The organism is Pseudomonas sp. MBLB4123, from assembly GCF_051904775.1.
Classification (GTDB): domain Bacteria; phylum Pseudomonadota; class Gammaproteobacteria; order Pseudomonadales; family Pseudomonadaceae; genus Aquipseudomonas; species Aquipseudomonas benzenivorans_B.
This window is the reverse complement of record NZ_CP196711.1, coordinates 510,330-533,931: the sequence shown is the minus strand read 5'-3', so window position 1 is coordinate 533,931 and position 23,602 is coordinate 510,330. Positions and strand designations below refer to the sequence as shown.

At 67.4% G+C, this 23,602-nt stretch carries 24 protein-coding genes and 1 tRNA gene; 15 read left to right on the top strand and 10 right to left on the bottom strand.

Translation table 11 applies throughout. The features are described from left to right. Positions 1-37 precede the first annotated feature (37 nt). Positions 38-1,075, top strand: coding sequence for an AraC family transcriptional regulator GliR (gene gliR, locus ACSX1C_RS02675; RefSeq protein WP_439888122.1), 1,038 nt, complete (start codon positions 38-40; stop codon positions 1,073-1,075). A 39-nt stretch (positions 1,076-1,114) separates the two neighbouring features. Here the strand turns inward: gliR and ACSX1C_RS02670 are convergent, their stop codons facing one another. Together ACSX1C_RS02670 and moaB are read right to left on the bottom strand one after the other, a co-directional pair. Beyond that, the gene (locus ACSX1C_RS02670; protein ID WP_439888121.1) at positions 1,115-2,329 is read right to left on the bottom strand and encodes a molybdopterin molybdotransferase MoeA; all 1,215 of its coding nucleotides are present in this window, start codon (positions 2,327-2,329) and stop codon (positions 1,115-1,117) included. After that, the gene (gene moaB, locus ACSX1C_RS02665; protein ID WP_439888120.1) at positions 2,326-2,865 is read right to left on the bottom strand and encodes a molybdenum cofactor biosynthesis protein B; all 540 of its coding nucleotides are present in this window, start codon (positions 2,863-2,865) and stop codon (positions 2,326-2,328) included. Before moaB ends, ACSX1C_RS02670 begins: the two co-directional genes overlap by 4 nt. A gap of 68 nt (positions 2,866-2,933) precedes the next feature. Here moaB and mobA point away from each other — a divergent pair, with 68 nt between their 5' ends. The 3 genes from mobA to ACSX1C_RS02650 all read left to right on the top strand — a co-directional run bounded on the left by mobA (position 2,934) and on the right by ACSX1C_RS02650 (position 4,029). Then, entirely contained in the window at positions 2,934-3,506 is a 573-nt protein-coding gene (gene mobA, locus ACSX1C_RS02660) for a molybdenum cofactor guanylyltransferase MobA (RefSeq protein WP_439888119.1), read from the top strand. 76 nt (positions 3,507-3,582) lie between these two features. Further along, the gene (locus ACSX1C_RS02655; RefSeq protein ID WP_318642201.1) at positions 3,583-3,804 is read left to right on the top strand and encodes a YgdI/YgdR family lipoprotein; all 222 of its coding nucleotides are present in this window, start codon (positions 3,583-3,585) and stop codon (positions 3,802-3,804) included. Positions 3,805-3,952: 148 nt separating this feature from the next. Then, a tRNA-Pro gene (locus ACSX1C_RS02650) sits at positions 3,953-4,029 on the top strand. A 101-nt stretch (positions 4,030-4,130) separates the two neighbouring features. Here the strand turns inward: ACSX1C_RS02650 and ACSX1C_RS02645 are convergent. Beyond that, positions 4,131-4,367 (bottom strand): glutaredoxin family protein, encoded by a 237-nt coding sequence (locus tag ACSX1C_RS02645; RefSeq protein ID WP_439888118.1) that lies wholly within the window; start codon positions 4,365-4,367, stop codon positions 4,131-4,133. Positions 4,368-4,687: 320 nt separating this feature from the next. Here ACSX1C_RS02645 and ACSX1C_RS02640 point away from each other — a divergent pair, with 320 nt between their 5' ends. Further along, positions 4,688-5,956 carry an OprD family porin gene (locus ACSX1C_RS02640; protein ID WP_439888117.1) on the top strand — a complete coding sequence of 423 codons (1,269 nt, stop codon included), beginning with the start codon at positions 4,688-4,690 and terminating at the stop codon, positions 5,954-5,956. A gap of 104 nt (positions 5,957-6,060) precedes the next feature. Here the strand turns inward: ACSX1C_RS02640 and ACSX1C_RS02635 are convergent, their stop codons facing one another. Continuing rightward, positions 6,061-7,269: an ammonium transporter gene (locus ACSX1C_RS02635; protein WP_439888116.1), complete on the bottom strand. Its 1,209-nt coding sequence runs from the start codon at positions 7,267-7,269 to the stop codon at positions 6,061-6,063. Positions 7,270-7,617: 348 nt separating this feature from the next. Here ACSX1C_RS02635 and ACSX1C_RS02630 point away from each other — a divergent pair, with 348 nt between their 5' ends. The 4 genes from ACSX1C_RS02630 to ACSX1C_RS02615 all read left to right on the top strand — a co-directional run bounded on the left by ACSX1C_RS02630 (position 7,618) and on the right by ACSX1C_RS02615 (position 9,351). Continuing rightward, complete coding sequence (locus tag ACSX1C_RS02630) at positions 7,618-7,935, top strand: DUF883 family protein (protein WP_318642209.1); 318 nt, start codon at positions 7,618-7,620, stop codon at positions 7,933-7,935. Further along, positions 7,935-8,330 carry a phage holin family protein gene (locus ACSX1C_RS02625; protein ID WP_439888115.1) on the top strand — a complete coding sequence of 132 codons (396 nt, stop codon included), beginning with the start codon at positions 7,935-7,937 and terminating at the stop codon, positions 8,328-8,330. The genes ACSX1C_RS02630 and ACSX1C_RS02625 overlap by 1 nt, the downstream gene beginning before the upstream one ends. After that, positions 8,327-8,665, top strand: coding sequence for a hypothetical protein (locus ACSX1C_RS02620; RefSeq protein WP_439888114.1), 339 nt, complete (start codon positions 8,327-8,329; stop codon positions 8,663-8,665). The genes ACSX1C_RS02625 and ACSX1C_RS02620 overlap by 4 nt, the downstream gene beginning before the upstream one ends. 92 nt (positions 8,666-8,757) lie before the next feature. Next, complete coding sequence (locus ACSX1C_RS02615) at positions 8,758-9,351, top strand: DUF5666 domain-containing protein (RefSeq protein WP_439888113.1); 594 nt, start codon at positions 8,758-8,760, stop codon at positions 9,349-9,351. 30 nt (positions 9,352-9,381) lie between these two features. On the opposite strand, the gene ACSX1C_RS02610 is transcribed toward ACSX1C_RS02615, so the two are convergent. From ACSX1C_RS02610 to ACSX1C_RS02600, 3 genes are all read right to left on the bottom strand, one after another. Continuing rightward, entirely contained in the window at positions 9,382-9,984 is a 603-nt protein-coding gene (locus ACSX1C_RS02610; RefSeq protein WP_439888112.1) for a tRNA-uridine aminocarboxypropyltransferase, read from the bottom strand. 96 nt (positions 9,985-10,080) lie between these two features. Then, positions 10,081-11,646, bottom strand: coding sequence for a methyl-accepting chemotaxis protein (locus tag ACSX1C_RS02605; protein ID WP_439888111.1), 1,566 nt, complete (start codon positions 11,644-11,646; stop codon positions 10,081-10,083). A 133-nt stretch (positions 11,647-11,779) separates the two neighbouring features. Beyond that, positions 11,780-12,673, bottom strand: a complete 894-nt coding sequence (locus ACSX1C_RS02600) for a LysR family transcriptional regulator (RefSeq protein WP_439888110.1) — start codon at positions 12,671-12,673, stop codon at positions 11,780-11,782. Positions 12,674-12,897: 224 nt separating this feature from the next. On the opposite strand from ACSX1C_RS02600, the gene speB reads away from it, so the two are divergent. The 4 genes from speB (at position 12,898) to ACSX1C_RS02580 (ending at position 17,821) form a co-directional block, all read left to right on the top strand. Continuing rightward, positions 12,898-13,857, top strand: coding sequence for an agmatinase (gene speB, locus ACSX1C_RS02595; RefSeq protein ID WP_439888109.1), 960 nt, complete (start codon positions 12,898-12,900; stop codon positions 13,855-13,857). Between the two features lie 75 nt (positions 13,858-13,932). Next, on the top strand, positions 13,933-15,327 hold the full coding sequence (locus ACSX1C_RS02590; protein WP_439888108.1) for a YjiH family protein: 1,395 nt from the start codon (positions 13,933-13,935) through the stop codon (positions 15,325-15,327). Between the two features lie 58 nt (positions 15,328-15,385). Then, on the top strand, positions 15,386-16,987 hold the full coding sequence (locus ACSX1C_RS02585; protein ID WP_439888107.1) for a 5-guanidino-2-oxopentanoate decarboxylase: 1,602 nt from the start codon (positions 15,386-15,388) through the stop codon (positions 16,985-16,987). A gap of 108 nt (positions 16,988-17,095) precedes the next feature. After that, complete coding sequence (locus tag ACSX1C_RS02580) at positions 17,096-17,821, top strand: MBL fold metallo-hydrolase (RefSeq protein ID WP_439888106.1); 726 nt, start codon at positions 17,096-17,098, stop codon at positions 17,819-17,821. A 10-nt stretch (positions 17,822-17,831) separates the two neighbouring features. Here ACSX1C_RS02580 and ACSX1C_RS02575 read toward each other — a convergent pair whose 3' ends face one another. The 3 genes from ACSX1C_RS02575 to ACSX1C_RS02565 form a co-directional block, all read right to left on the bottom strand. Further along, positions 17,832-17,966: a PA1414 family protein gene (locus ACSX1C_RS02575; protein WP_439888105.1), complete on the bottom strand. Its 135-nt coding sequence runs from the start codon at positions 17,964-17,966 to the stop codon at positions 17,832-17,834. Between the two features lie 178 nt (positions 17,967-18,144). Further along, positions 18,145-19,866 carry a bifunctional isocitrate dehydrogenase kinase/phosphatase gene (aceK, locus tag ACSX1C_RS02570; protein ID WP_439888104.1) on the bottom strand — a complete coding sequence of 574 codons (1,722 nt, stop codon included), beginning with the start codon at positions 19,864-19,866 and terminating at the stop codon, positions 18,145-18,147. Between the two features lie 71 nt (positions 19,867-19,937). Continuing rightward, entirely contained in the window at positions 19,938-20,852 is a 915-nt protein-coding gene (locus tag ACSX1C_RS02565) for a LysR family transcriptional regulator (RefSeq protein WP_439888103.1), read from the bottom strand. Positions 20,853-20,955: 103 nt separating this feature from the next. Here ACSX1C_RS02565 and ACSX1C_RS02560 point away from each other — a divergent pair, with 103 nt between their 5' ends. Together ACSX1C_RS02560 and ACSX1C_RS02555 are read left to right on the top strand one after the other, a co-directional pair. After that, positions 20,956-22,698, top strand: a complete 1,743-nt coding sequence (locus ACSX1C_RS02560; RefSeq protein WP_439888102.1) for an amidohydrolase — start codon at positions 20,956-20,958, stop codon at positions 22,696-22,698. A 104-nt stretch (positions 22,699-22,802) separates the two neighbouring features. Next, entirely contained in the window at positions 22,803-23,543 is a 741-nt protein-coding gene (locus ACSX1C_RS02555) for a TorF family putative porin (RefSeq protein ID WP_439888101.1), read from the top strand. Positions 23,544-23,602 lie beyond the last annotated feature (59 nt).

Genomic DNA, 23,602 nt, shown 5'->3' with positions numbered 1-23,602 from the left:
CTGTCGCCAATCAAGACAGTCACCACCAGAACGCGCCATGGACAACCTCGGCTACACCTCGATCCCCGCCCTGCTCAAATACCTGCGTCACGCCGAACGGCTCGGCCTGGACATTGACGCGGCGCTGGCGGCTGCCGGCATCGGCGCCGAAGACCTGCGCGACAACGCCAAGCGCCTGCCGGGCGAAGCGCACGAGCGGCTGCTGGCGCACCTGCTGCAAGCCTCCGGCGACCCGCTGTTCGGCCTACGCTCGGCGCGCTTCGTACAACCCGGCTCCTGGAGCGTGCTCGGCTACATCGCCATGAACTGCGCCACCCTGGGCGAGGCCATGAGCCGCATCGTGCCCTACGAGAGGCTGGTGGGCGACATGGGCGTAAGCCGCATCGAGACCGCCGCCGATGATGTCCGCCTGATCTGGAGCTGCCGCCACCAGGGCGCGCAGATCCGCCGGCACATGGTGGAGAGCGTGCTGGCCTCCTGGCTGCTGTACGCCCGCTGGATCGCCGAATCGGATCACGCGCCGCGCGAGGTGTGGTTCGAGCATGCCCTGCCGGACGGCGTCGAGCAGGCCGAGTACGAAGCGGTATTCGCTTGTCCGGTGCACTTCGAACGCCCCTGCAACGCCCTCATCGTGCCGCAGGAATACCTCGGCGTGCCCCTGCGCCAGGCCGACGCCAACCTGCTGCGCACCCTGGAAGAGCATGCCCTGACCCTGATGGCCGGACTGGACGAGGACGAACCACTGCCGCAGCGAGTGAAGAATGCCCTGCGCCTGCTGCTCAGGGATGGCCTGCCGCGCAAGGAGCGGGTGGCGGAGAAGTTCAACATGACGGTGCGCACCCTGCAGCGCCACCTGCAACAGGCCGGCACCAGCTACCAGCAGATCCTCGACCAACTGCGCCAGGAACTGGCCGAGCACTACCTGCTGCGCAGCGACCTGGCGATCCAGGACATCGCCTGCTACCTGGGCTTCACCGAGGCGCGCTCCTTCCACCGCAGCTTCAAGGGCTGGACCGGACAGACCCCCGGCGAGTTCCGCGAGACCAGACGCCAGGCGGCTACGCCTCAGCCCTAGGCGGGGCCGCGCAGCCGCGCAACCCAGCAGCGCCCCGTGCTAGCCGAGTATTTCGCTCAGCGGGATAAAGCGCAGGCTATCGCCCTCGGCCAGGGTCGTGCCCTCCAGTACCTCGGCGATGCCCTCGGCCCAGGCTGCGCTGCGCAGCACCCCGGAGCTCTGGTTCGGATAGGGCACCACCCGGCCGTTTTCCAGCCGCGCGCGCAGGTACTCGCGGCGCTTGCCCGGTTTGCTCCAGGCGAACCCCGCCGGCATGGCGAAGCCCAGCGGCGCGACCCGTTGCACGCCCAGACGGCGCAACAGATAGGGGCGCGCCAGCAGGCCGAAGGTGACCAGGGTGGAGGCCGGGTTGCCCGGCAGGCCGAGCACCGGCACGCCGCGGTAACGTCCGAAGGTCAGCGGCTTGCCCGGCTTGATCGCCAGCTTCCACAGGCTCAGCTCGCCCTCCTCGCGCAGGACCAGGCCGAGGAAGTCCGCCTCGCCCACCGACACCCCGCCGGTGGACAAAATCAGGTCGACATTGCCCAGGGCCGCCAGGGCGGCGCGGGTCTGCTCGAGGTCGTCGGCGAGGATGCCGCCGTCCACCACCGCGCAGCCCAGGCGCTGCAACCAGGCGATCAGCAGGCGGCGGTTACTGTTATAGATCTGCCCAGGGCCCAGGGGCAGGCCCGGCTCGACCAGCTCGTCGCCGGTGGACAGCACGGCCACCCGCGGCCGCCGCCGCACCGCCAGTTCGGCCACCCCAAGCGAGGCGGCCAGGCCCAGCTCGATCGGCCCCAGGCGGGTGCCGGCCGCCAGCACCTGGTCGCCGGTACGGGTTTCCTGGCCCTGGGGGCGGACGTTCTGTCCGGGCTTCAGGGGCTCGCAGAAACGTACCCTGCCGTCCCCTTCGAGCTCGACGTTTTCCTGCATCTCCACGGTATCGGCGCCGGCCGGCAGCGGCGCGCCGGTGAAGATGCGCGCGCAGCTGCCCGGCTGCAGCGGCCCCGGCGCGCTGCCGGCGAGGATGCGCTGACTGACCGGCAGCGGCGCGCCCTGCCAGTCGCCCAGGCGCAGGGCGTAGCCGTCCATGGCGCTGTTGGCCCAAGGCGGCAGGTCGAGGGCGGCAACCAGCGGTTCGGCCAATACCCGGCCATCGGCATCGGCCAGGGCGACTCGCTCGGTCTCGCCGATCGGCGCCGCCTCGGCCAGGCTCATCAGCCGTGCCAGCGCCTCCTCGACCGGCAGCAGGCCGGGCTGCTCGCCCCCCATCATCCGCGGCTCTCGCAGGCTTCGGCCTGCTTCAGGTGGGCGACGAAGTTGCAGGGCCGGTGGCGCGCATCCAACTGCTCGGCGAGGATGCCGTCCCAGGCGGTGCGGCAGGCGTTGGTCGAGCCCGGCAGGCAGCACACCAGGGTGCCGTTGGCGAGGCCGGCCAGGGCGCGGGACTGCACGGTGGAAGTGCCGATGTCGGCCACCGATATCTGCCGGAACAGCTCGCCGAAGCCGTCCACCTGCTTGTCCAGCAGGCAGCCGACCGCCTCCGGGGTGCTGTCGCGCCCGGTGAAGCCGGTGCCGCCGGTGATCAGCACCACCTGCACCTGGTCGTCGGCGATCCAGGTGGCGACCTGAGCGCGGATCTTGTACAGGTCGTCCTTCAGCAGCTGGCGGGCGGCCAGCCGATGCCCGGCCTCCTGCAGACGGTCGACGAAGAGTTGCCCGGAGGTGTCGGTGTCCAGATTGCGGGTGTCGCTGACGGTCAGCACGGCGATGCTCAGCGGCACGAACACCGCCTCGGCCTTGTGGTTCATGGCAGGCTTCCAGTTATCGGGGATAATGCCCGGAGTTATATCACAGGCCCGCCCCAGGAGGCTCCGCCATGCCCGCCGTCACCGTTTCGCCGCCCTGCTCCGTGCTGCTGCTGGCCGGTGGCCGCGGACAACGCATGGGCGGGCGCGACAAGGGCCTGCTCGACTGGCATGGGCGCCCGCTGATCGCCTGGCTACACGATCTGGTGCGGCCCCTGACAGACGATCTAATCATCTCGTGCAACCGCAATGCCGAGCGCTACGCGCCCTTCGCCGACCGGCTGGTGCAGGACGACGATCGGGACTTCCAGGGACCGCTGGCCGGCATTCGCGCTGGGCTGCAAGTGGCCCGTCATTCCCAGCTTCTGGTGCTGCCGTGCGACGCCCCCTGCCTGGACCGTGCCCTGCTCGAGGCGCTGTTAGATAAAGCCAGTACGCATCCGGTCATGGTCCGTCAGGACGGTTACTGGGAACCCCTGTTCTGCCTGCTCCCCACCGCCCTCGGCGCCTCCCTGGAACAGGCCTGGCGCGCCGGCGAACGCAGCCCGCAGCGTTGGCTGCGCGAGCTGGCGCCACTGGCCGTCGACTGCCCTCCCGGCGACCCGCGGCTGGCCAACATGAATACCCCCGCACTGCTCGGCTAACACAGCGGTTACGGAACCAGTGCGGCAAATCTCCGTCTGAGGGTGGGTAGACTTCATCCATGTAAGGAGACACGCCATGACGCGACGGACCATCCCGGCAATACTGCTAACCCTGAGCCTGGTGACGCTGGCCGGTTGCGCCTCGCCGTCCGTGATTACCCTGAACGATGGCCGTGAGTTGCAGACTCTGGACCAGCCTCGCTACGACGAGGCCTCCGGCTTCTACGAATTCGAACAACTCGACGGCACCCGCGCCAAGGTGAACAAGGATCAGGTGCAGACCATCCACGAACTCTGAGTGGCGCCTGCCCCCGTGCGGCATGCCTCGTGCGAGCCGCCCGGAGGGCTACGACACCGAAGCCGTCGGTCATTTCGCCAGGCCGCACGAAAAAAATCAGCCTAACCCCTTGTGCAACAAAACTTTTTCAGTACAATTTCGACTTATTCGGAGTGTAGCGCAGCTTGGTAGCGCGTCTCGTTCGGGACGAGAAGGTCGCAGGTTCGAATCCTGTCTCTCCGACCAAATCCCAGTTTCACGATTGCTGCTGCAGTCGTGAGACACAAAAAAGCCCGCCTAGCGCGGGTTTTTTTGTGTCTACTCCTTCCGAGCGACACAGCTCAACCTCAGCGTAAAAAAGCCACGACCTGCTCGCCATCGAATGGCCAGTCCAGTTCGGCGCCGGTGTCGCAGCGGCGTAGCACCGGAATGCGCAAGCCGTACTGCTCGACCCAGTCCTCCTGATCGGCGATATCCACCAGCTCGACCAGCAAGCCGTGCTCGACGAACGGCATCAACAAGGCTTCGGCCACTTCGCATAGGTGACAGCCGAGGGTGCCGAACAGTTGGCATTCAGGGAGCATTCGCGCGCCTCCGCAAACAACGAGGAGAGCAGTCTAGCACCATCAGGCCACCTCGCCCGCAGACAGGTCCCCCAGGTCGCCGAGCCAGCGGCACGGCTCGATAGAGCACGCCAGCCCTGCACCTGCAGTGTCATATAGATCGCCGACGACAGCAGAAACTGGGCCATTCCCCCCGGCCGCCCCCAGTAATCACCAGCTCTCCCGGGTAAAGGAAGCGGGGACTACCAAAGTCTAAAGGCTAGCTGATTACGACCATGGTTTATTTCACAGCGCCATAACCGACCGGTCATTTGCCGACCCACCATGAGGAAACAACAACAATGAGCATGACCCCTCTTGCCCGCGCTGTCGCATTCGCCGCATTGGGCACCAGCCTCGCCCTGCCGTCCCTGGCCCACGCCGAGTTCATCGAGGACAGCAAGGCCAGCCTGGACCTGCGCAACTTCTACTTCAACCGTGACCTGCGCGACACCACCGCGGCTCAGCAGTCCAAGCGCGAAGAGTGGGCCCAAGGCTTCATCTTCAAGGCCGAGTCCGGCTTCACCGAAGGCACCGTCGGTTTTGGCCTGGACGCCTACGCCGGCCTGGGCCTGAAGCTCGACTCCTCCGACGAGCGCGCCGGCACCAACCTGCTGCCCAACAGTTTCGGCGACGAAGGCCCGGACGAATACTCGGAGGCCACCGCGACGCTCAAGGTCAAGGCATCCAAGACCCTGGCCAAGATTGGTGGACTGATGCCCAAACTGCCGACCGTGGCCGCCAACGACTCGCGCCTGCTGCCGCAGACCTTCCTCGGCGGCCATATCAACAGCCAGGAGATCGACGGCCTGACCCTCGACGCCGGCCAGCTGCGCGAGTTGAACCAGCGCGATTCCACCGACTTCCAGGACCTCAGCCTGAACGCCGGCGCCAAGCGCAACTTCACGTTCACCGGCAAGGGCAACCAGGGCGACGATTTCAACTTCGCCGGCCTGAGCTACAAGCTGACCGACAACCTCACCGGTGCCTACCATTACGGCGAACTGGAGCAGCTGTACAAGCAACATATCTTCAACGTCGTGCACGTGCTGCCGATCGCCGACAAGCAGAGTTTCAAGACCGATCTGCGCTACGCCCGCTCCACCGACGACGGTTCGAGCAACGTCGACAACAAGGCCTTCGGCGCCCTGTTCACCTATGCCCTGGGCTTCCACAGCTTCAGCCTGGGCTACCAGAAGATGAGCGGCGACACCGGCTACGCCTATATCAACGGCACCGACCCCTTTCTGGTCAACTACGTGCAGATCGGCGACTTCGCCAACAAGGACGAGCAGTCCTATCAGCTGCGCTACGACTACAACTTCGCCGGCCTGGGCATTCCCGGCCTGACTTTCATGACCCGCTACCTCAACGGCGACAACATCGACCGCCTGAACGCCGCCGGCGAAGGCAAGGAGTGGGAGCGCAACAGCGAGCTGATGTACGTGATCCAGGATGGCCCGCTGAAGAACCTCGGCCTGCGCCTGCGCAACGCCACCGTACGCTCGAACATCGGCAATGACCTGGACGAGAACCGCTTCATCGTCAGCTACAGCCTGCCGTTGCTCTGAGCAGCGCCCCGCTGAACACGACCGGGTAGTTGCATCCTGCCCGGCCGTGACGAGGCACGAAAAAGCCCGCCGGTCGGCGGGCTTTTTCCATGCAGGAGCGCGCTTCAGTCCTGGCTGACCGCACCGATCTTGTGCACCGAGAGGTCGGCGCCGTAGTACTCCTCCTCCTGGCTCAGGCGAATGCCCAGCAAGACCTTGAGCAGGCCGTAGACCAGGAAGCCGCCGACCAGGGCCACCGCCACACCGAGCGCCGTGCCGATCAGCTGGCTGCTCAGGCTGACGCCGCCCAGGCCGCCGAGGGCCTGCTGGCCGAAGATGCCGCAGGCGATGCCGCCCCACACGCCGCACAGGCCGTGCAGCGGCCAGACGCCGAGCACGTCGTCGACCTTCCACTTGACCTGGGTGGCAGTGAAGGCCCAGACGAACAGGGCGCCGGCCACGGCGCCGGTGATCAGGGCGCCGACCGGATGCATCAGATCGGAACCGGCGCACACCGCCACCAGGCCGGCCAGGGGGCCGTTGTGCAGGAAGCCCGGGTCGTTGCGACCGACCAGCAGCGCCGCCACGGTGCCGCCGACCATCGCCATCAGGGTATTGACCGCCACCAGGCCGCTGACGCTGCCCAGGGTCTGAGCGCTCATCACGTTGAAGCCGAACCAGCCGATGATCAGTATCCACGACCCCAGGGCCAGAAACGGGATATTCGACGGTGCGAACGCCACCAGACGGCCATCGCGGTAGCGGCCATCACGGCGCCCCAGCAGGATCACGGCGCCGAAAGCCAGCCAGCCGCCCACCGCGTGCACCACCACCGAGCCGGCGAAATCATGGAAGCTGGCGCCGTACTGTGCCTCCAGCCAGGCCTGCAGGCCGTAGTTGCCGTTCCAGATCATGCCCTCGAAGAATGGGTAAACGAAGGCTACGATCAATAGGGTGGCACACAGCTGAGGACCGAACTTGGCACGCTCGGCGATACCGCCTGAGATGATCGCCGGAATCGCCGCGGCGAAGGTCAACAGGAAGAAGAACTTGACCAGGGCATAGCCGTTCTCCTCGGTCAGCACGCTCGCCGGCTCGAGGAAGGTCACCCCGTAGGCGACCCAGTAGCCGATGAAGAAGTAGGCCAAGGCCGACACGGCGAAATCGGAGAGGATCTTCGACAAGGCATTGACCTGGTTCTTCTGCCGCACCGTGCCGACCTCGAGGAAGGCGAAGCCGGCATGCATGGCCAGCACCATCACCGCGCCGAGCAGGATGAACAGGGTATTGGAGCCGTGAATCAGGGTTTCCACCGCACTGTTGATGTCTTCCATCAGCGAAGAACACTCCGAGGTTAGGGAAAAAGCACCAAACTGGACCAGCCAGCATGCAAGGCGCACCATTTAGCGGCACACCCGGCACCCCGCTCCAGTCGCAGCGGCCTCGGACAGCCCCGAAACAGGGCTCTTCCGAAACACAATGAGGGTACTTATTCTTTATTTATCAAATAGTTATCTACGCACCACGGCATCTCTGACAAGTCCTGAACAGCCCCATAAAAGAGCATCGAGCCGAGGGTACGCACCAACAGACTGCAAGCGTTGTACCAGGCAGGTGAGAAAGAGACTCGCCCCCTCGCTCAGGACTCGCCCCCATCCATTCAACAGTCGAAGGAGAGCCCCATGCCCCGCAAGAGTGCAAACGCATCCAGCCAGGACGAACTGCTCGAGGAGTTCCAGGCCCTGGTGCGCGACACCGAGAAGCTCCTGCAACACTCGGCCAGCCTGGCCGGCGAACAGGCAGAAGAGTTGCGCGAGCAGATTCGCACCAGCCTGGGTCGCGCACGCAGCACCCTGCACAATGCCGAAGACTCGCTGCGCGAGCGGGGCAAGGCCGCGGTCCAGGCGACCGAAGGCTACGTGCAGAGCCACCCCTGGCAGACGCTGGGAATCGCCGCCGCCATCGGCCTGCTCCTCGGCATGCTGATCAGTCGCCGCTGATGAGTGAGGAGAACACCACCCCACAGACCGCCACGCAGATGCGCGGTCCTTCGCCGCGCCGCATGGGCGGCGCCCTGCTGGGATTGCTGCATGGCCATCTGGCCCTGTTCGGCGAGGAGCTGAGCGAGCAGCGCAGCCACACCCTGCGCCTGCTGGTGCTCAGCGGCCTGAGCCTGCTGTTTGGCCTGCTGCTGCTGATCGGCCTGTCGGCCGCAGTGCTGATCGCCTTCTGGGACAGTCATCGCCTCGGCGTGATCATCGCCCTGTGCGCACTCTACGGCGTCGGGCTGCTGGTTTGCCTGCTCGCCCTGCTGCATCGCCTGCGCACGGCCCCCGCCCCCTTCAGCGCCAGCCTCGAAGAGCTGGCCCGCGACCGCGAGCAATTGCTGCCATGAACCCACCGGAACTGCCCGCCAAGGCCTCGCGCAGCGAGCTGCGCAAGGCCTTGCTGCGCATGCGCCTGGAAATGCATCGCCAGGAGCTGCGTCACGAAACCCTGCGCCTGCTGCAACCGCTGCACCAGGCGCAAGACCTCGGCCGGCAATGGCGCGAAACGCTAGGTGGCAGCAACGCACCGCTCTGGGCCGCCGGCGGCGCACTGCTGTTGGCGACCCTGGGCATGCGCCGCGGCCACTGGCGGCGCTGGCTGCGCATCGCGCTGCTGGCCTTCCCGCTGCTGCGCCGGCGCCCGCCGCGCGCCCCTGCCAGGGGGCAGTCCGAGCACGACTAACAAGCCAGTCGACTGGTCGGCGCACGGCCTCACGCTACGGCCCCGCCGACTAGGCTTCGGGGTATCCGCAGGTCGTCCATGAGGTTCGGATCATGCCCACTTACCCCGCTCGCCTGCTGGTTTTCGCCCTGCTGCTCGCGCTGCCCGCGGTCGGGGCGGCCGGGCAACGGCCCGCGTCCGAGCTGACCGTGAACTACCGCGATGTCCAGCCGATCCTCATCGGCCGCTGCGCCAAATGCCACGCCCCCCACGGCATCATGGGGCCGGCGCCGGAGGGCTACTCGCTGGTCGACTATGCGTCGAGCCTGGCCCAGGGCGAACGCGCGCGCGTGGTGCCCGGCTCGGCAGAGGCCAGCGAACTGGTGCGGCGTATTCGCGGCCAGGCGCGGCCGCGCATGCCCTTCGACGGCCCGCCCTTTCTCGCCGAGGAGGAGATAGCCCTGATCGTCGCCTGGATCGACCAGGGCGCCCGCGACGCCCAGGGCAAACCGGCGCCGGTTCCACGCGGGGCCAGGCTGCGCCTGCACGGCAGACTGGAAGCGAACTGGCGGCTGGACGGACTGGCGTTGCAGATCACCGGAGCGACCCGCGTCGAGGACTCGCCTCAACCGGGCGACTATGTCCAGGTCCGCGGCCGCCTGCTGGAGGACGGCAGCCTGCTGGTCGAGCGCATCCGCCGGCGCTGACGCCGCCAGCCCTCGTTGCACGGGCCCATTTCAGTCGCGCAGGTGATTGCGCCTGAAGGTCTCCTCGCCCATGGCCGCTATCTGCCCCTCGATCAGTGCCTCGAAGGGCCTGAGCAAGGCGTCGAAACGCGCCGGCGCCTCGAGGATGTCCAGGGCCTGGACAATCGCCTCGATGCTGGACAAGGCACCCGGCATCGGTGCCTTGCGCAGGCGATAGCGCGAGGACAGCCCCTGCGGCAGCGCCACTCTCGGCAAGACCGCCAGCGCCGGATTCAAGTGCAGCAGCTTGCGTGCCTTGCGCCAGGTGCCGTCGGGCACCACCAGCAGCGGCGGCGCGCCCTGCCCTGCCTCCGCGAACTGCGCCAGGGGCTGCGCGCCCTCCCCGGGAAACAGCAGGCAGGGCCGGTAGCCGGGCTGAGCGAGCAGCTGCGGCAAACCCTCGAGCACCTCGCCCACCCGCAACTCGGCATTGGCCAAACCCAGCGCAGCCAAACGCGCGGTATTCAAGGCATGCCCGACTTCGCTCGGGTGCTGCAGGATAAGTACGCGGGTATGGCTGTCGAGTCGGGGAATCAGGGCGCACAGGCAATGATCGAGCGGGCGGCAGCAGCGTGGACAGTGGGGGCGTGGCATCGGTTTCTCCTCTGCCGCGCAGTGTGCCACACGCCCGCGTCCCACATCGCCCGGCGGGCTTGGCCGCCCCTGCCGGACGAGCACGCTCTGACGCCCTTAGCGGTTGAAGCGCTCGGCCAGGCTGTGCAGGTACTCGGCCATGTCTTCGAGTTCCTTGCCGATGGCCGCCCCCCGATGCGCCTGCTCGGCGCTGCGATCGGAAAGCTGGGCGATCCGGGTTATTTGCCGGTTGATGTCCTCGGCCACCTGGCTCTGCTGCTCGGACGCCGCGGCCATCTGCTGACTCATACCGGTGATGCGACTGACCGACTCGCTGATGCCGTCCAGCGCGCTGCGCACCGCCTCGACGCTCTCCACGCTGGTCCGGGAGATATCTTCGCCCCGGCCGGCCGTGGCGACCGCACGGTCGGCGCCGGCACGCAGGGTGGCGATGATGCCGTGAATCTGCTCGGTCGACTCGCGGGTGCGCCCGGCCAACGCCCGCACCTCGTCGGCGACCACCGCGAAGCCCCGCCCTTGTTCGCCGGCCCGCGCCGCCTCGATGGCGGCGTTGAGGGCCAGCAGGTTGGTCTGCTCGGCGATCGAGGTGATCACATCGGCGACGCTGCCGATCGACTGGGTTGCATCGGCCAGCTCGCTGACCGCCAGGCCGATATCCACCACGGACTGGGCCATCTGCGACATCGACTCCAGACTGCCGCCGGCCAACTGCCGGCCTTGCTGGGCCAGGCGCTCGGCCTCCTCGGCGGCATGGGCGGTGTTCTGCACATTGTGGGTGACCTCCTGGATGGTGGCGGTCATCTGGTTGATAGCGGTGGCCGACTGATCGGTCTCGCTGCGCTGCTGGTCGAGCATCTCGGCCCCGGAGCGCGACAGGTCCGCGGCCTGGGACGCCCGCTCCTTGACTCTGACCCCGGCATCCTCCAGGCGCGTCAGGGCGGTCTGCAGGCGCGCCTCCTCGCTGATCATGGCCAGGTCGAGCAAGGCCTGGGCGCCGCGGTTGTCGCTGTAGGTCAGGGCCACCAGGCTGTCGGTGAAGGCTTTCGGGTGCTGGGCCAGGGTCTGGCGAATCGCTTGCCGGCGGCTGTGCAACTGGTAGACGCCGAGGGCGCACAGCACCGCGGCGATGAAGGCCAGGAGCCAAGGGCCGGCGAGCAGGAAGTGGACGCCCAGGATGGCGATCGCCGCACAGAGCAACGGCCAGGCGCGCAGCAGCTCGTAGGTCCAGTCGTCCAGCCTGGGCACCGCCGGCTTGCCCGCCCGCAGCCGCGCGTAGAGCGCCTCGGCCCGACGCTTCTGCGCTTCGCTGGGCAACGAGCGCACCGATTCGTAGCCGGCCATCCGGCCGTTCTCGTAGATGGGCGTCACGTAGGCGCTGACCCAGTAGAAATCGCCGTTCTTCGCCCGGTTCTTGACGATGCCCATCCAGGGCTTGCCCTGCTTGATGGTCTGCCACATGTGGCCGAATACCGCCGGCGGCATGTCCGGATGACGCACCAGGTTGTGCGGCTGGCCGATCAACTCCTCGCGGGTGAAGCCGCTGATGGCGACGAAGGCATCGTTGCAGTAGGTGATCTTGCTGCTCAGGTCGGTGGTGGAGATCAACCGCTGCTGCTCGGGAAAGGTTCTTTCCCGCTGAGTCACTGGGAGGTTCTGGCGCATCGGTACGGTCCCTGTCGTTGATCAACTCGGTACTTCCGTGCTTTACATCGCTTAGGTCTAGCACAGTGGCCAGGCGGCGCCTGACCTACCGTCGGAGAGTGTCGCCGATCACCAACCGACCGAATGAGCGCGCCTAGATAGCGTTGAGCTGGGCCTTGAGCAGGTCGCGGAAGGTCTGGATCAACGGCTCGCGCGAACGGCCGCGGCGCAGGATCAGGGAGAACGGCGCCTGGTAGCCGAAGACGGTCGGCAGCAGCACGCGCAGGCGGCCCTGGCCGACCCAATGCTGGGTGTAGTGTTCCGGCAGGTAGCCGATGTAGGCGCCCGACAGCACCAGGATCAGCTGCGCCTCCATCGACTCCACGGTCGCCGCGCTGTGCTTGAAGCCGTGCCGCGCCAGCTCCGACTGGCTCCAGTAGCCACGGCCGACCATGCGCTGCTGGGTCACCAGTTCCTCCGGTATGCGCCGTTCGGGAAACAGTGGGTGGCGGTCGCTGCAGTACAGCCAGTGCTGCTCGCGGTACAGCGGCTGGTAGACCAGGCCGTTCATCCGCGTGGGGCAGGCGCTGATGGCCAGGTCCAGGCGGTTCTCCAGCACCGCCAGCTGCAGCTCGTAGGGGCTCATCACCGAGAGGTGCAGGTGCACCGCAGGATGCTCCTGGCTGTAGGCGCCGATCACCTCGGCCAGCGGCAGCGCCGGGTCGCTGACGGTGGTGTCCAGCACCCCCAGGTTGAGGGTGCCGCGCAGCTCGCCCTTGAGCTCCGCGGCATAGCGTTCGAAGCCTTCCAACTGGCCGAGCAGGCGCAGGGTCTCCTGGTAGAACAGCTCGCCCTTGCTGGTCAGGCTGAAACCGCCGCGGCCGCGGTGGCACAGGGTGATGCCCAGCTGGCCCTCCAGCTGGCTCATATAGGTGCTGATCGCCGAGGTCGACAGGTTCAGCTCCTGCTGCGCGGCGGCGAAGCCCTGATGACGCACCACGCTGACGAAGATGCGCAGCAGTTTCAGATCCGGCAGGGCTTGGCTCATCGGGGCTTCCCAGTCAGCGGCTAAGGAGGGGTTGAGTGCAGCGATGCCCATGCGGCCGAGGCGATGGGTCACGCCGCTATGCGGCTAACCCATCCTACAGAGACCGCCTTTAGTTTAGAAATCTCTGAACTAAGTTTTTGCCCTGGCCGATTTGTCCCCTCGCCATCCTGTCCAACAATCCGGCCCAACGCTTCCTACAACCACAACGACCGTGAGGCCTTCCCATGGACAAGATCCTGCACCAGCCCCTGGGCGGCAACGAGATGCCCCGCTTCGGCGGCATCGCCACCATGATGCGCCTGCCGCATATCCAGAGCGCCGAGGACAAGCGCCAGCTGGACGTCGCCTTCGTCGGCGTGCCCCTGGACATCGGCACCTCGCTGCGCTCCGGCACCCGCTTCGGCCCCCGCGAGATCCGCGCCCAGTCGGTGATGATCCGCCCCTACAACATGGCCACCGGCGCCGCGCCCTTCGACTCGCTGAACATCGCCGACATCGGCGACGTGGCGATCAACACCTTCAACATGGCCGAAGCCATCCGCATCATCGAGCAGGCCTACGACGAGATCGTCGAGTACGGCATCAAGCCGCTGACCCTGGGCGGCGACCACACCATCACCCTGCCGATCCTGCGCGCGCTGAAGAAGAAGCACGGCAAGATCGGCCTGGTGCATATCGACGCCCATGCCGACGTCAACGACCATATGTTCGGCGAGAAGATCGCCCACGGCACCACCTTCCGCCGCGCGGTGGAAGAGGACCTGCTGGACTGCGACCGGGTGGTGCAGATCGGCCTGCGCGCCCAGGGCTATACCGCCGAGGATTTCAACTGGAGCCGCAAGCAAGGCTTCCGCGTGGTCCAGGCCGAAGAGTGCTGGCACCAGTCGCTGGAGCCGCTGATGGCCGAGGTGCGCGAGAAGGTCGGCGGCGGCCCGGTGTACCTGTCCTTCGACATCGACGGCATCGACCCGGCCTGGGCGCCGGGCACAGGCACCCCGGAGATCGGCGGCCTGACCACCATCCAGGCCATGGAGATCATCCGCGGCTGCCAGGGCCTGGACCTGATCGGCGGCGACCTGGTGGAGGTCTCGCCGCCCTACGACACCACCGGCAACACCTCGTTGCTCGGCGCCAACCTGCTGTACGAAATGCTCTGCGTGTTGCCCGGCGTGCAGCGTCGCTGAACGCTCGGGCCTTTTATTCAACACTGGGCGCCGAACGGTGCCCAGGCACTGCACAACAACAATTAAGGTGCTGATATGAATCATGACGAAACCATGCCGCTGCTGGACGATCAGCCACCGGCAGACACCTCCTTCAACCTGCGCCAGCTGCTGATCTTCCTGATCCCCTCGCTGCTCGGCGTGCTGCTGTTCCTCACCCCCATCGTCTACGAAGGCAAGGTGACCATCGGCCTCGGGGTCATGGCCGACACGCTGAAAGCGGCACTGGCGGCCTGGCTGCCGGCCATCGCCACCGGCCTGCTGCTGTTCTCCGCCGCGCTCGGCCTGCTGGCCAGCCTGTTCAAGCCGCGCTGGCTCACCGAGCGCCGCGCCCTCAACGAGCTGTTCAACCTGCACCCGCTGTGGCTGGGCCTGCGGGTGCTCGGCGCGGTCTTCGCCGCCATGACCTTCTGGCAGTTCGGCCCGGAGTGGATCTGGAACGCCAACACCGGCGGCGTGGTGCTCAAGGACCTGGCACCGGTGCTGATCACCTTCTTCCTGGTGGCCGGGCTGATCCTGCCGCTGCTCACCGACTACGGCCTGATGGAATTCTGCGGCACCCTGGTGCGCAACGTATTCCGCAAGATCTTCGGCCTGCCGGGCCGCTCGGCCATCGACGCCATCGCCAGTTGGCTGGGCTCGGGCACCGTGGGCGTGCTGATCACCGCCCAGCAGTACCAGAAGGGCTTCTACAGCGCCCGGGAAGCGGCGGTGATCGCCACCAACTTCTCCATCGCCTCGATCGCCTTTAGCCTGCTGATCACCAGCTTCATGAAGCTCGACCACCTGTTCGTGCCCTTCTACCTGACCGTGGTGGTCGCCGGTCTGGCCGCCGCCATCATCACCCCGCGCATCCCGCCGCTGTCGTGGAAGAAGGACGAGTACGTCGCCGGCGTCGGCAAGCAGATCAAGGAAGACGTGCCGGCCGGCACCTCGCTGCTGCGCTGGGGCGTCACCCAGGCGGTCAAGCGCGCCAACGCCAACCCCTCGCCGGCGCAGATGGTCAAGGTCGGCGTGCACAACGTGGTGGACATCTGGCTGGGCCTGCTGCCGCTGGTGATGGCCATCGGCACCGTCTCCCTGGCCATCGCCGAGTTCACCCCGGTGTTCAACTGGCTGTCCTACCCGATCGTGCCGCTGCTCGAGGCGCTGCAGCTGCCGGAGGCGGCCAAGGCGGCGCCGGCCATGCTGGTGGGCTTCGCCGACATGTTCCTGCCGGCGGTGCTGGGCAAGGGCATCGAGAGCGAGCTGACCCGCTTCGTGGTGGCCTGCGTGTCGCTGACCCAGCTGATCTACATGTCCGAGGTGGGCGTACTGATCATCAAGGCCAAGCTGCCGCTGAACCTGCTGGAGCTGTTCGTCATCTTCATCATCCGCACCCTGATCACCCTGCCGATCATCGCCCTGATGGCGCACTGGATCGTCGGCTGAAGCCGCGCCCTCTCCCCTTACGGGAGAGGGACTCGCTGTCTGAACTGAAGGAAAGACCATGACCACCTGCGGCGAATTTCTCGTCAAGCAACTCGAGGCCTGGGGTGTCGACACCGTGTTCGGCATTCCCGGCGTGCACACCGTCGAGCTGTACCGCGGCCTGCCGCACAGCGGCATCCGCCACGTCACCCCGCGCCACGAGCAGGGCGCCGGCTTCATGGCCGACGGCTACGCGCGCAGCACCGGCAAGCCCGGGGTGTGCTTCATCATCACCGGCCCGGGGATGACCAATATCCTCACCGCCATGGCCCAGGCCTACGCCGACTCGATCCCGATGCTGGTGATCTCCAGCGTCAACGAGCGCGAGCGCCTCGGCCTGGGCAAGGGCTACCTGCACGAGCTGCCGAACCAGCGGGAGCTGGTGGCCGGCGTCAGCGCCTTCAGCCATACCCTGATGAGCGTCGAGGAGCTGCCTGGCGTGCTGGCCCGCGCCTTCGCCGTGTTCGAGGGCGAGCGGCCGCGTCCGGTGCACATCGAGTTGCCGCTGGACATCATCACCGCCCCGGCCGCCCACATGCGCTTGCAGGCCAAGCCCAGCGTGTCCCGCCCGGCCCCGGCCGTGGCCCAGCTGCGCGAGGCGGCGGCCAAGTTGCGCGGGGCCAAGCGCCCGCTGCTGCTGCTCGGCGGCGGCTGCGTCGAGGCCCAGGCCGAGGCCCGCGCCCTGGCCGCCGCCCTGGACGCGCCGACCGCCCTGACCATCAACGCCAAGGGCCTGTTGCCGCCGGGCCACCCGCTGCTGCTGGGCAGCAACCAGTCGCTGGTGCCGGTACGCCAGCTGGCCCTGGAGGCCGACGTGGTCCTGGCCATCGGCACCGAGCTGGGCGAGACCGACTACGACGTGGTGTTCGACGGCAACTTCAAGCTCGGCGGCGAGCTGATCCGCATCGACATCGACGCCCAGCAGCTGCTGCGCAACCACATGCCGAGCCTGGCGATCCAGAGCGACGCGCGCCTGGCCATGCGCCTGCTGCTCGATGAGCTGCCGAGCGGCGAGCTGCGCGCGGACAGCCCCGGCGCCCGGCGCACCGCGGCGGTACAGGCGCAGCTGGCCGAGGACTTCGGCGGCTGGGGGCACTATCGCCAGCTGTTCGCCACCGTGCTGGAGGTGCTGCCGGATGCGCGCTTCGTCGGCGACTCGACGCAGACGGTGTACAGCGGCAACCACCTGGTCGAGCTGGACGGCGCCCGGCGCTGGTTCAACTCCTCCACCGGCTACGGCACCCTGGGCTACGGCCTGCCGGCGGCCATCGGCGCCAAGCTGGGCGAACCGGTGCGCCCGGTGGTGTGCCTGATCGGCGACGGCGGCATCCAGTTCACCCTGCCCGAGCTGGCCAGCGCGGTGGAGGCCGGCGTCGGCATCATCGTGCTGCTGTGGAACAACGCGGGCTACGGCGAGATCAAGCGCTATATGGAGCGCCGGGACATCCCCCCCATAGGCGTGGACATCTATACCCCGGACCTGATCGCCATCGCCCGGGGCTACGGCTGCGCCGCCGAGCGGGCCCGCGACCACGTCCACCTGGCCGAACTGCTGCGCGGCGCACCGGCCGATCGTCCGCTGGTCATCGAAGTGCTGGAGAGCGCCCCCTTCCATCCCTGAGCGCCCTGCCCCTGGCCCCGACTCCCGGACCAGGGGTAGAACCCAGCCCCCGCGCTCCGTCCGCAGTGGAGTAGGCTGGAGTCAGTGCCAGCCCCGAGGGACAGCGCCATGCAGATCGTCAGCCGCGACCGCTGGTTCGAGGTAGCCCAGCGCCAGGACGGCATCAGCCTCATCCACGAACCCTATATCCGCCCCTTCTATCGCTGCAACATGTGGCATGTACAGGGCCGCACCCGCGATGCCCTGATCGACTCAGGCTCCGGCCTGGTCAGCCTGCGCGAACAGCTGCCCTGGCTGACCGACAGGCCGCTGCTGGCGGTGGCCAGCCATACCCACTTCGACCATATCGCCGGCCATCACGAATTCGCCGAGCGCCTGTGCCACCCGGCCGAGGCGGCCATCCTCGCCGCGCCGACCCGGGAGAGCACCCTGGCGGCGGACTGCATCGGCGATGCCATGTTCGAGGCCCATCCGGATTGCCCGCTGTGCTACGCCGAGTACCGCATCGAGGCGGCGCCGGCGACGCGGCTGATCGAGGAAGGCGATGTGCTGGACCTGGGGGACCGGGCGCTGGAGGTGCTGCACACCCCGGGCCACTCGCCCGGCGGCATCAGCCTGTGGGAAGCGGCGACCCAGATCCTGTTCTCCGGCGACATCCTCTACGACGGGCCGCTGGTCGAGGATGCCTATCACTCCAACCTGGACGATTACGCCCGCAGCCTGGCACGCCTGCGCCGCCTACCGGTGCGCTGCGTGCATGGCGGACACTTCCCGAGCTTTTCCGGAGAGCGCATGCGCGAGCTGATCGACAGCTGGTTCGCCAGGCACCCCTAGCGCTCCGTGCTCAGCGGCGGCGGCCGGGCCCCGTGAGTCGGGCCCTATCCTCATGGCGAATCGCCACAGGTTGCAGATGCGCGGGCTTCACCAGCCCCAGCGCGACGAGCAGTTTCCACACCCTCAGGTTGAGCCAAGCGTTCATGGACCAGCCCCTCCATCCGTCTACCCAGAGCGGATGACCACAGCACGCGGCCACCCTCGGCGGGCAGTGGGCAACGCTGCCTGCGTGCCACTGCCCTTAGCTACAGACTAGACCCGGCTGCGACCTTGCGGATGGATTCTGATCGGCTGCAGGCCGTCACGGCATCGCCGCTGCGGACTCAGGCGGCGGGATCGCCCCTGCGCCGGTAGGGGAACACGTCGATCACCTTGCCGTCGCGGATCGCCTGCTGCAGGCCCTTCCAGTAGTCGGCGTCGTACAGCTCGCCATGCAACTGGCTGAACAGCCGGCGCTGCCTGATATCGGCGAACAGGAAGGGCGGAAACTCCTCGGGGAACACATCCATGGGCGACACCGAGTACCAGGGCTCGGAGGCCATCTCGTCCTCCGGGTAGCGCGGCGGCGGGATGTGGCGGAAATTCACCTCGGTGAGGAAACAGATCTCGTCGTAGTCGTAGAACACCACGCGGCCGTGACGGGTGACACCGAAGTTCTTCAGCAGCATGTCGCCGGGAAAGATGTTCGCCGCCGCCAGCTGCTTGATCGCCAGGCCGTAGTCGTCCAGGGCCTCGCGCACCTGGGCCTCGCTGGCGCTCTCCACATAGAGGTTGAGCGGGGTCATGCGCCGTTCGGTCCAGCAGTGGCGGATCAGTACGGTGTCGCCCTCCAGCACCACGGTGGAGGGAGCCACCTCCAGCAACTCGGCCAGGCACTCCGGATCGAACTTGGCCTTGGGGAAGCGAAAATCGGCGAACTCCTGGGTATCGGCCATGCGCCCGACCCGGTCGACGCTCTTCACCAGGCGGTACTTCTGGATCACAGTGCCCCGGTCGACGCTCTTCACCGGCGAGAAACGGTCCTTGATGATCTTGAACACGGTGTTGAAGCCCGGCAGGGTGAACACGCTCATGACCATGCCGCGCACCCCGGGCGCCATGATGAAGCGGTCGTCGCTGCCCGCCAGGTGGTCGATCAACGCCCGGTAGAACTCCGACTTGCCGTGCTTGTAGAAACCGATCGAGGTGTACAGCTCGGCGATGTGCTTGCCCGGCAGGATACGCCGCAGGAAGCCGATGAAGTCGGCCGGAATGTCCACCCGCACCATGAAATAGGAACGGGTGAAGGAGAAGATGATCGACACCTCGGCCTCGTCGGTGATCAGCGCATCGATCTGGATGCCTTGCCCCTCGCGATGGAGCAGCGGGATCACCAGCGGCCATTGCTCGTCGCGGGTGAAGATGCGCCCGACCAGGTAGGCGCCCTTGTTGCGGTAGAGCACCGAGGAAAACAGCTCGATGCACAGCGCCGGGTCCTTGCACACCCAGTCCGGCAGGCTTTCGCGCAGCTGCGCCTCCAGGCGCTTGAGATCCCGCGGCAGGTCCTCGAAGGCCACGCCGAAGCGGTAATCCTCGACGATCGCCTCGAGCATGCCCGACAGCCCGCCGACTGGCCGGTAACTGCGGGTCTGCACCGCCCGCTGGCGGCTGTGCGGCGACGGCCGGGTGGTGTGGATGAACATGCAGCCATCGCTGATCAGGTCATGGCTGAACAGCCCGCAGAAGATCGAGTTGTACCAGGTCTCGGCCAGCTCATCGTCGTCACGCAGGTCGATCAGGGCGATATAGGCGCTCTTCACCAGGGGCCACTGGCTCACCTCGCACAGTTCGTCGCCGAAGTGGTGCTGCAGGCGCTCGACCACCGCGCCGACCTGCTCCTCGTACAGATTGATCCGCGCCGCCGAGGCCTGCTGCGCCTCCTGCCAGAGCGCCTGCTCGAAGCGCTCGCGGGCGCCCTCGGTGATCTGGCGGAAATGCTCGCGGTAGACGTCGAAGCCGTCGAGTATCCGTTGGGCGATCTCGGCGGCCGGCCATTGCTGCGCCATGGGCAATCCTCTGCTGGCAGAAATAGGAGTCGAGTGGCGAGCTTAGCCAGTGGCCGACGCCCGGGAAAGCCTCATGCGAGCCCGCGGGCGACGAGGCAGCCGGCCAAGTGCTCGATAAACGCCTGGACCTTGCGGGTCGCCCGGCGGTGGCTGGGGTAGACGGCGAGTATCGAGTGACCGAAGGCGTCCGGGTCGAACTCGTACTCGCTCATCAACTGGCACAGCTGGCCGCTCTCCAGGTAGGGCTGCACGCTCCAGGTCGGACAGGCGTGTAACCCGGCGCCGCCCAGGGTATTGGCCAGCAGCAGGTCGTAGTTGTCGCTCTCCAGGCGCGGCTGCGGTTGCGGCAGGCGCAGGCGCCGGCCGTCCAGCGATAACCACCAGTGGTTCGAATCCAGGGCCGGATGGCGATAGATCAGCCACTGGTGGCGAGCGAAATTCTCCGGGCACACCGGCGCAGGGTGGGCGGCCAGGTAGGCCGGACTGGCACACAGGACGATGCGGTTGTGCGCCAAGGATTTGGCGATCAGCCCCGGCTGATCGCTGCGGCCCTCGCGCAATGCCAGGTCATAACCGCTCTCGGCCAGTTCGATGAAAGCATCGGACAGGTCCACCCGCAGCCTGATATGGGGGTGGGCCAGGAGAAAGGTCGCGCAGGCCCCGTCGAGAAAAGCCCGGCCGAAGGCCAGCGGCGCGGTCACCCGCAAGCTGCCGTGCAGGCCGTGCTGCAACTGGCCGATCTCCTCCCCGGCGTCGTGCAGGCGCTGCAGCACCAGGCGGGCGGTCTCCAGATAGAGCCGGCCGGCCTCGGTCAGCGCGGTGCGTCGAGTGCTGCGCTCGAACAGCCGGGCGCCCAGCTCGGTCTCCAGGTGGCTGACCGCCTTGGTCAACGCCGAAGGGGTCTTGCCGAGCTGCTCGGCTGCGCGGCTGAAGCTGCCGTGTTCGGCGGTGGCAACGAACATGCGCAGGGCACCGAGCTTGTCCATGGCTTTTCCTCTTAGGCAAAAATGTTTTGCACGAAAGCGGCGTTCTGCCGAACCGCATGCTTGGCTAGTCTCGCCCACAAACCAATAAAAACAAGGGGCACCCATGAAACGCTTCGCACCCGGACTGATCGCCGCCGCGCTGGCTTTTTCCTCGCTGGAATCGCAGGCCGCCGCCGATCTGGTGCTGTTCAATGCCAAGGTCTTCACCGCCGAGCCCGGCCAGCCGCTGGCCCAGGCGGTCGCGGTGGAAGGCGGCAAGATCCTCGCGGTCGGCGCCGATGCCGAGATCCTCGCCCTGGCCGACGCCAACACACGGCGCCTCGACTTGGCCGGCAAGGTGCTGATGCCCGGGCTGATCGATAGCCACAGCCACCCGGTGATGGGCGCCCTGGCCAGCCTGCGTGCCAATCTCCAGGACGAGGTCAAGCCGCTCGCCGAGCTGGAGCAGTGGATAGTCGAGGAGGAGCGCGCCGGTCGCGCACGGATGGACGACATCCTGCTGATCTCCGGGGTCAGCTCGGCCTACTGGCAGCAGAGTCGCGCGCTGGCCGAGCGTTTCAACCGCGGCCGCTGGGCCAGCCAGCCGCTGGTGCTCGACGGCATCGACGGCCACACCGGCTGGGCCAACCGGGCGATGCTCGCGCGCCTGGGCATCGACGCCCGGCTGGTCGCCAGCCTGGACGTCAAGGAGGCCGGCTACATCGAGCACGACGCCGACCTGAGGCCTACCGGCTTCCTCGCCGAGACCGGCTGGGACCGGGTGCGCAGCCGGCTCCCGGAGCCCTCCAAGGAGCTGCTGCTGAAGGCCGCGCGCGAGGCGGTGCGGATCAACAACCGGGTCGGCGTCACCGCCTGGATGGACGCCGCGGCCAACGGCGGCGGCGACCAGTCGCTGTTCGAGATGCGCCCCACAGCAGACGACCTGGGCGTGCTGCCGCTGTACCGGAGGTTGGCCGAGAACGGCGAGCTGAGCGCCCACGTCGCGGCGCTGCTGCTCGCCCACCCGCAGAGCCAGCCGGCCGACCTCGCGGTGCTGGACGAGGTCATGCAGAAGTTCCGGGGCGTGCCCAACCTGAGCTTCCCCGGCATCAAGGTGTTCGCCGACGGCGTGCTCGAATTCCCCGGGCAGACCGCGGCGCTGATCGATCCCTACAGCAACAGCCTCAAGCAGGGCCAACTGCTGATCGACCCGGTCGGCTTCGGCGAACTGGTGGCGGCGGCCGAGCGGCGTGGCTGGATAGTCCACACCCATGCGGTGGGCGACCGCGCGGTGCGCGAAGCGCTGAACGGCATCGAACAGGCCCGCCGGCTGGCCCCCGAGCCGGTGCCGCACAGCATCACCCACCTGCAGCTGGTCAACCCCAGGGAATTTCCGCGCTTCAAGCAGCTCGGGGTGATCGCCTCCATGCAGCTGCTCTGGGCCACCGCGGAGAGCTATACCGAGGAGCTGGTCAAGCCCTACGTCAGCGCCTTCGCCTACCGCCATCAGTACCCGGCACGCTCGCTGCATCGGGCCGGGGCGACCCTCGCCGGGGCCAGCGACTGGCCGGTGTCCAGCCCCAACCCCTGGCACGCCATCGCCCAGGCGAGCACTCGCCAGGGGCCGCTCGGGGTACTCAACGCCGCAGAAAGCATCGACCGCCAGACCATGTTCCGCGCCTACACGCTGAACGCCGCCAAGGCCCTGCGCCTGGACCGGCAGATCGGCTCCCTGGCGCCCGGCAAGCAGGCCGACCTGATCGTCCTCGACCGCGACGTGTTCGAGGTCAGCGATCAGGAGTTGTTCGACACCCAGGTGCTGCGCACCTTCTTCGCCGGCCGGCAGGTCTACGCGCCCGCCTCCTGAGCAGCGCTCCCCGCTCGCCCTGCCCGCGTCGCCCGGGGCGGGCGGCGCCTGGGCGAATGTCGCCCGCACTCAGCCCACAACAATTACAACACTGAGGAACCCCGATGAACCGCCTCGCCTTTGCCTGCCTCGCCAGCATCAGTCTCGCCCCGCTCTACTCGCAGGCGCTGCCGCTCGACGATGAATTCGCCGTGCTGATCGACCTGGCCGCCACCAGCGACTACCGCAACCGCGGCATCTCCCAGACCCTCGGCGACCCGGCGCTGCAGGCCGGCGCCACACTGGCCCATGCCAGCGGCCCGTACCTCGGCGTCTGGACCTCCAACGTCGACTACGGCTTCGACTTCAAGACCCGCCAGGAACTGGACTATTACGCCGGCTACTACTGGCAGGCCACCGACGCCATCAGCCTCGACCTCGGCTACATCAAGTACAGCTATCCGCAGGAAGGCCAGTTCAACCAGAGCGAGCTCTACGCCCTGCTCGACGCCTACGGCGTGCTGCTCGGCCTCTACTACTCGAACGATGCGCCGAACTTCTTCGGCAAGGACCAGGACACCCTGTACAGCTACCTCGGCTACCGCACCCGGCTGCCCGCCGAGATCGACTTGGAGCTGCGCTACGGACGCAACGACATCAAGGACCCGGCGTTCTGGTCGCACAGCGGCGCCAGCCGCGAGGCCTACCGCGAGTGGCAGGTCAAGCTGAGCCGCGAGCTGGCCGGGGTGACCTGGGGACTGAGCTACGTCGACACCGACCTGTCGCGCAGCGAATGCACCAGCTGGTACGGCTACGACGACCTGTGCGGCGCCACCCTGGTGGCCAGCGTCAGCAAGAGCTTCTGAAACTGTGCCGGAGATTTGAAAGCCAGTTGTGGATTGCGCCGCCGCCCGGGCGGCGTAAG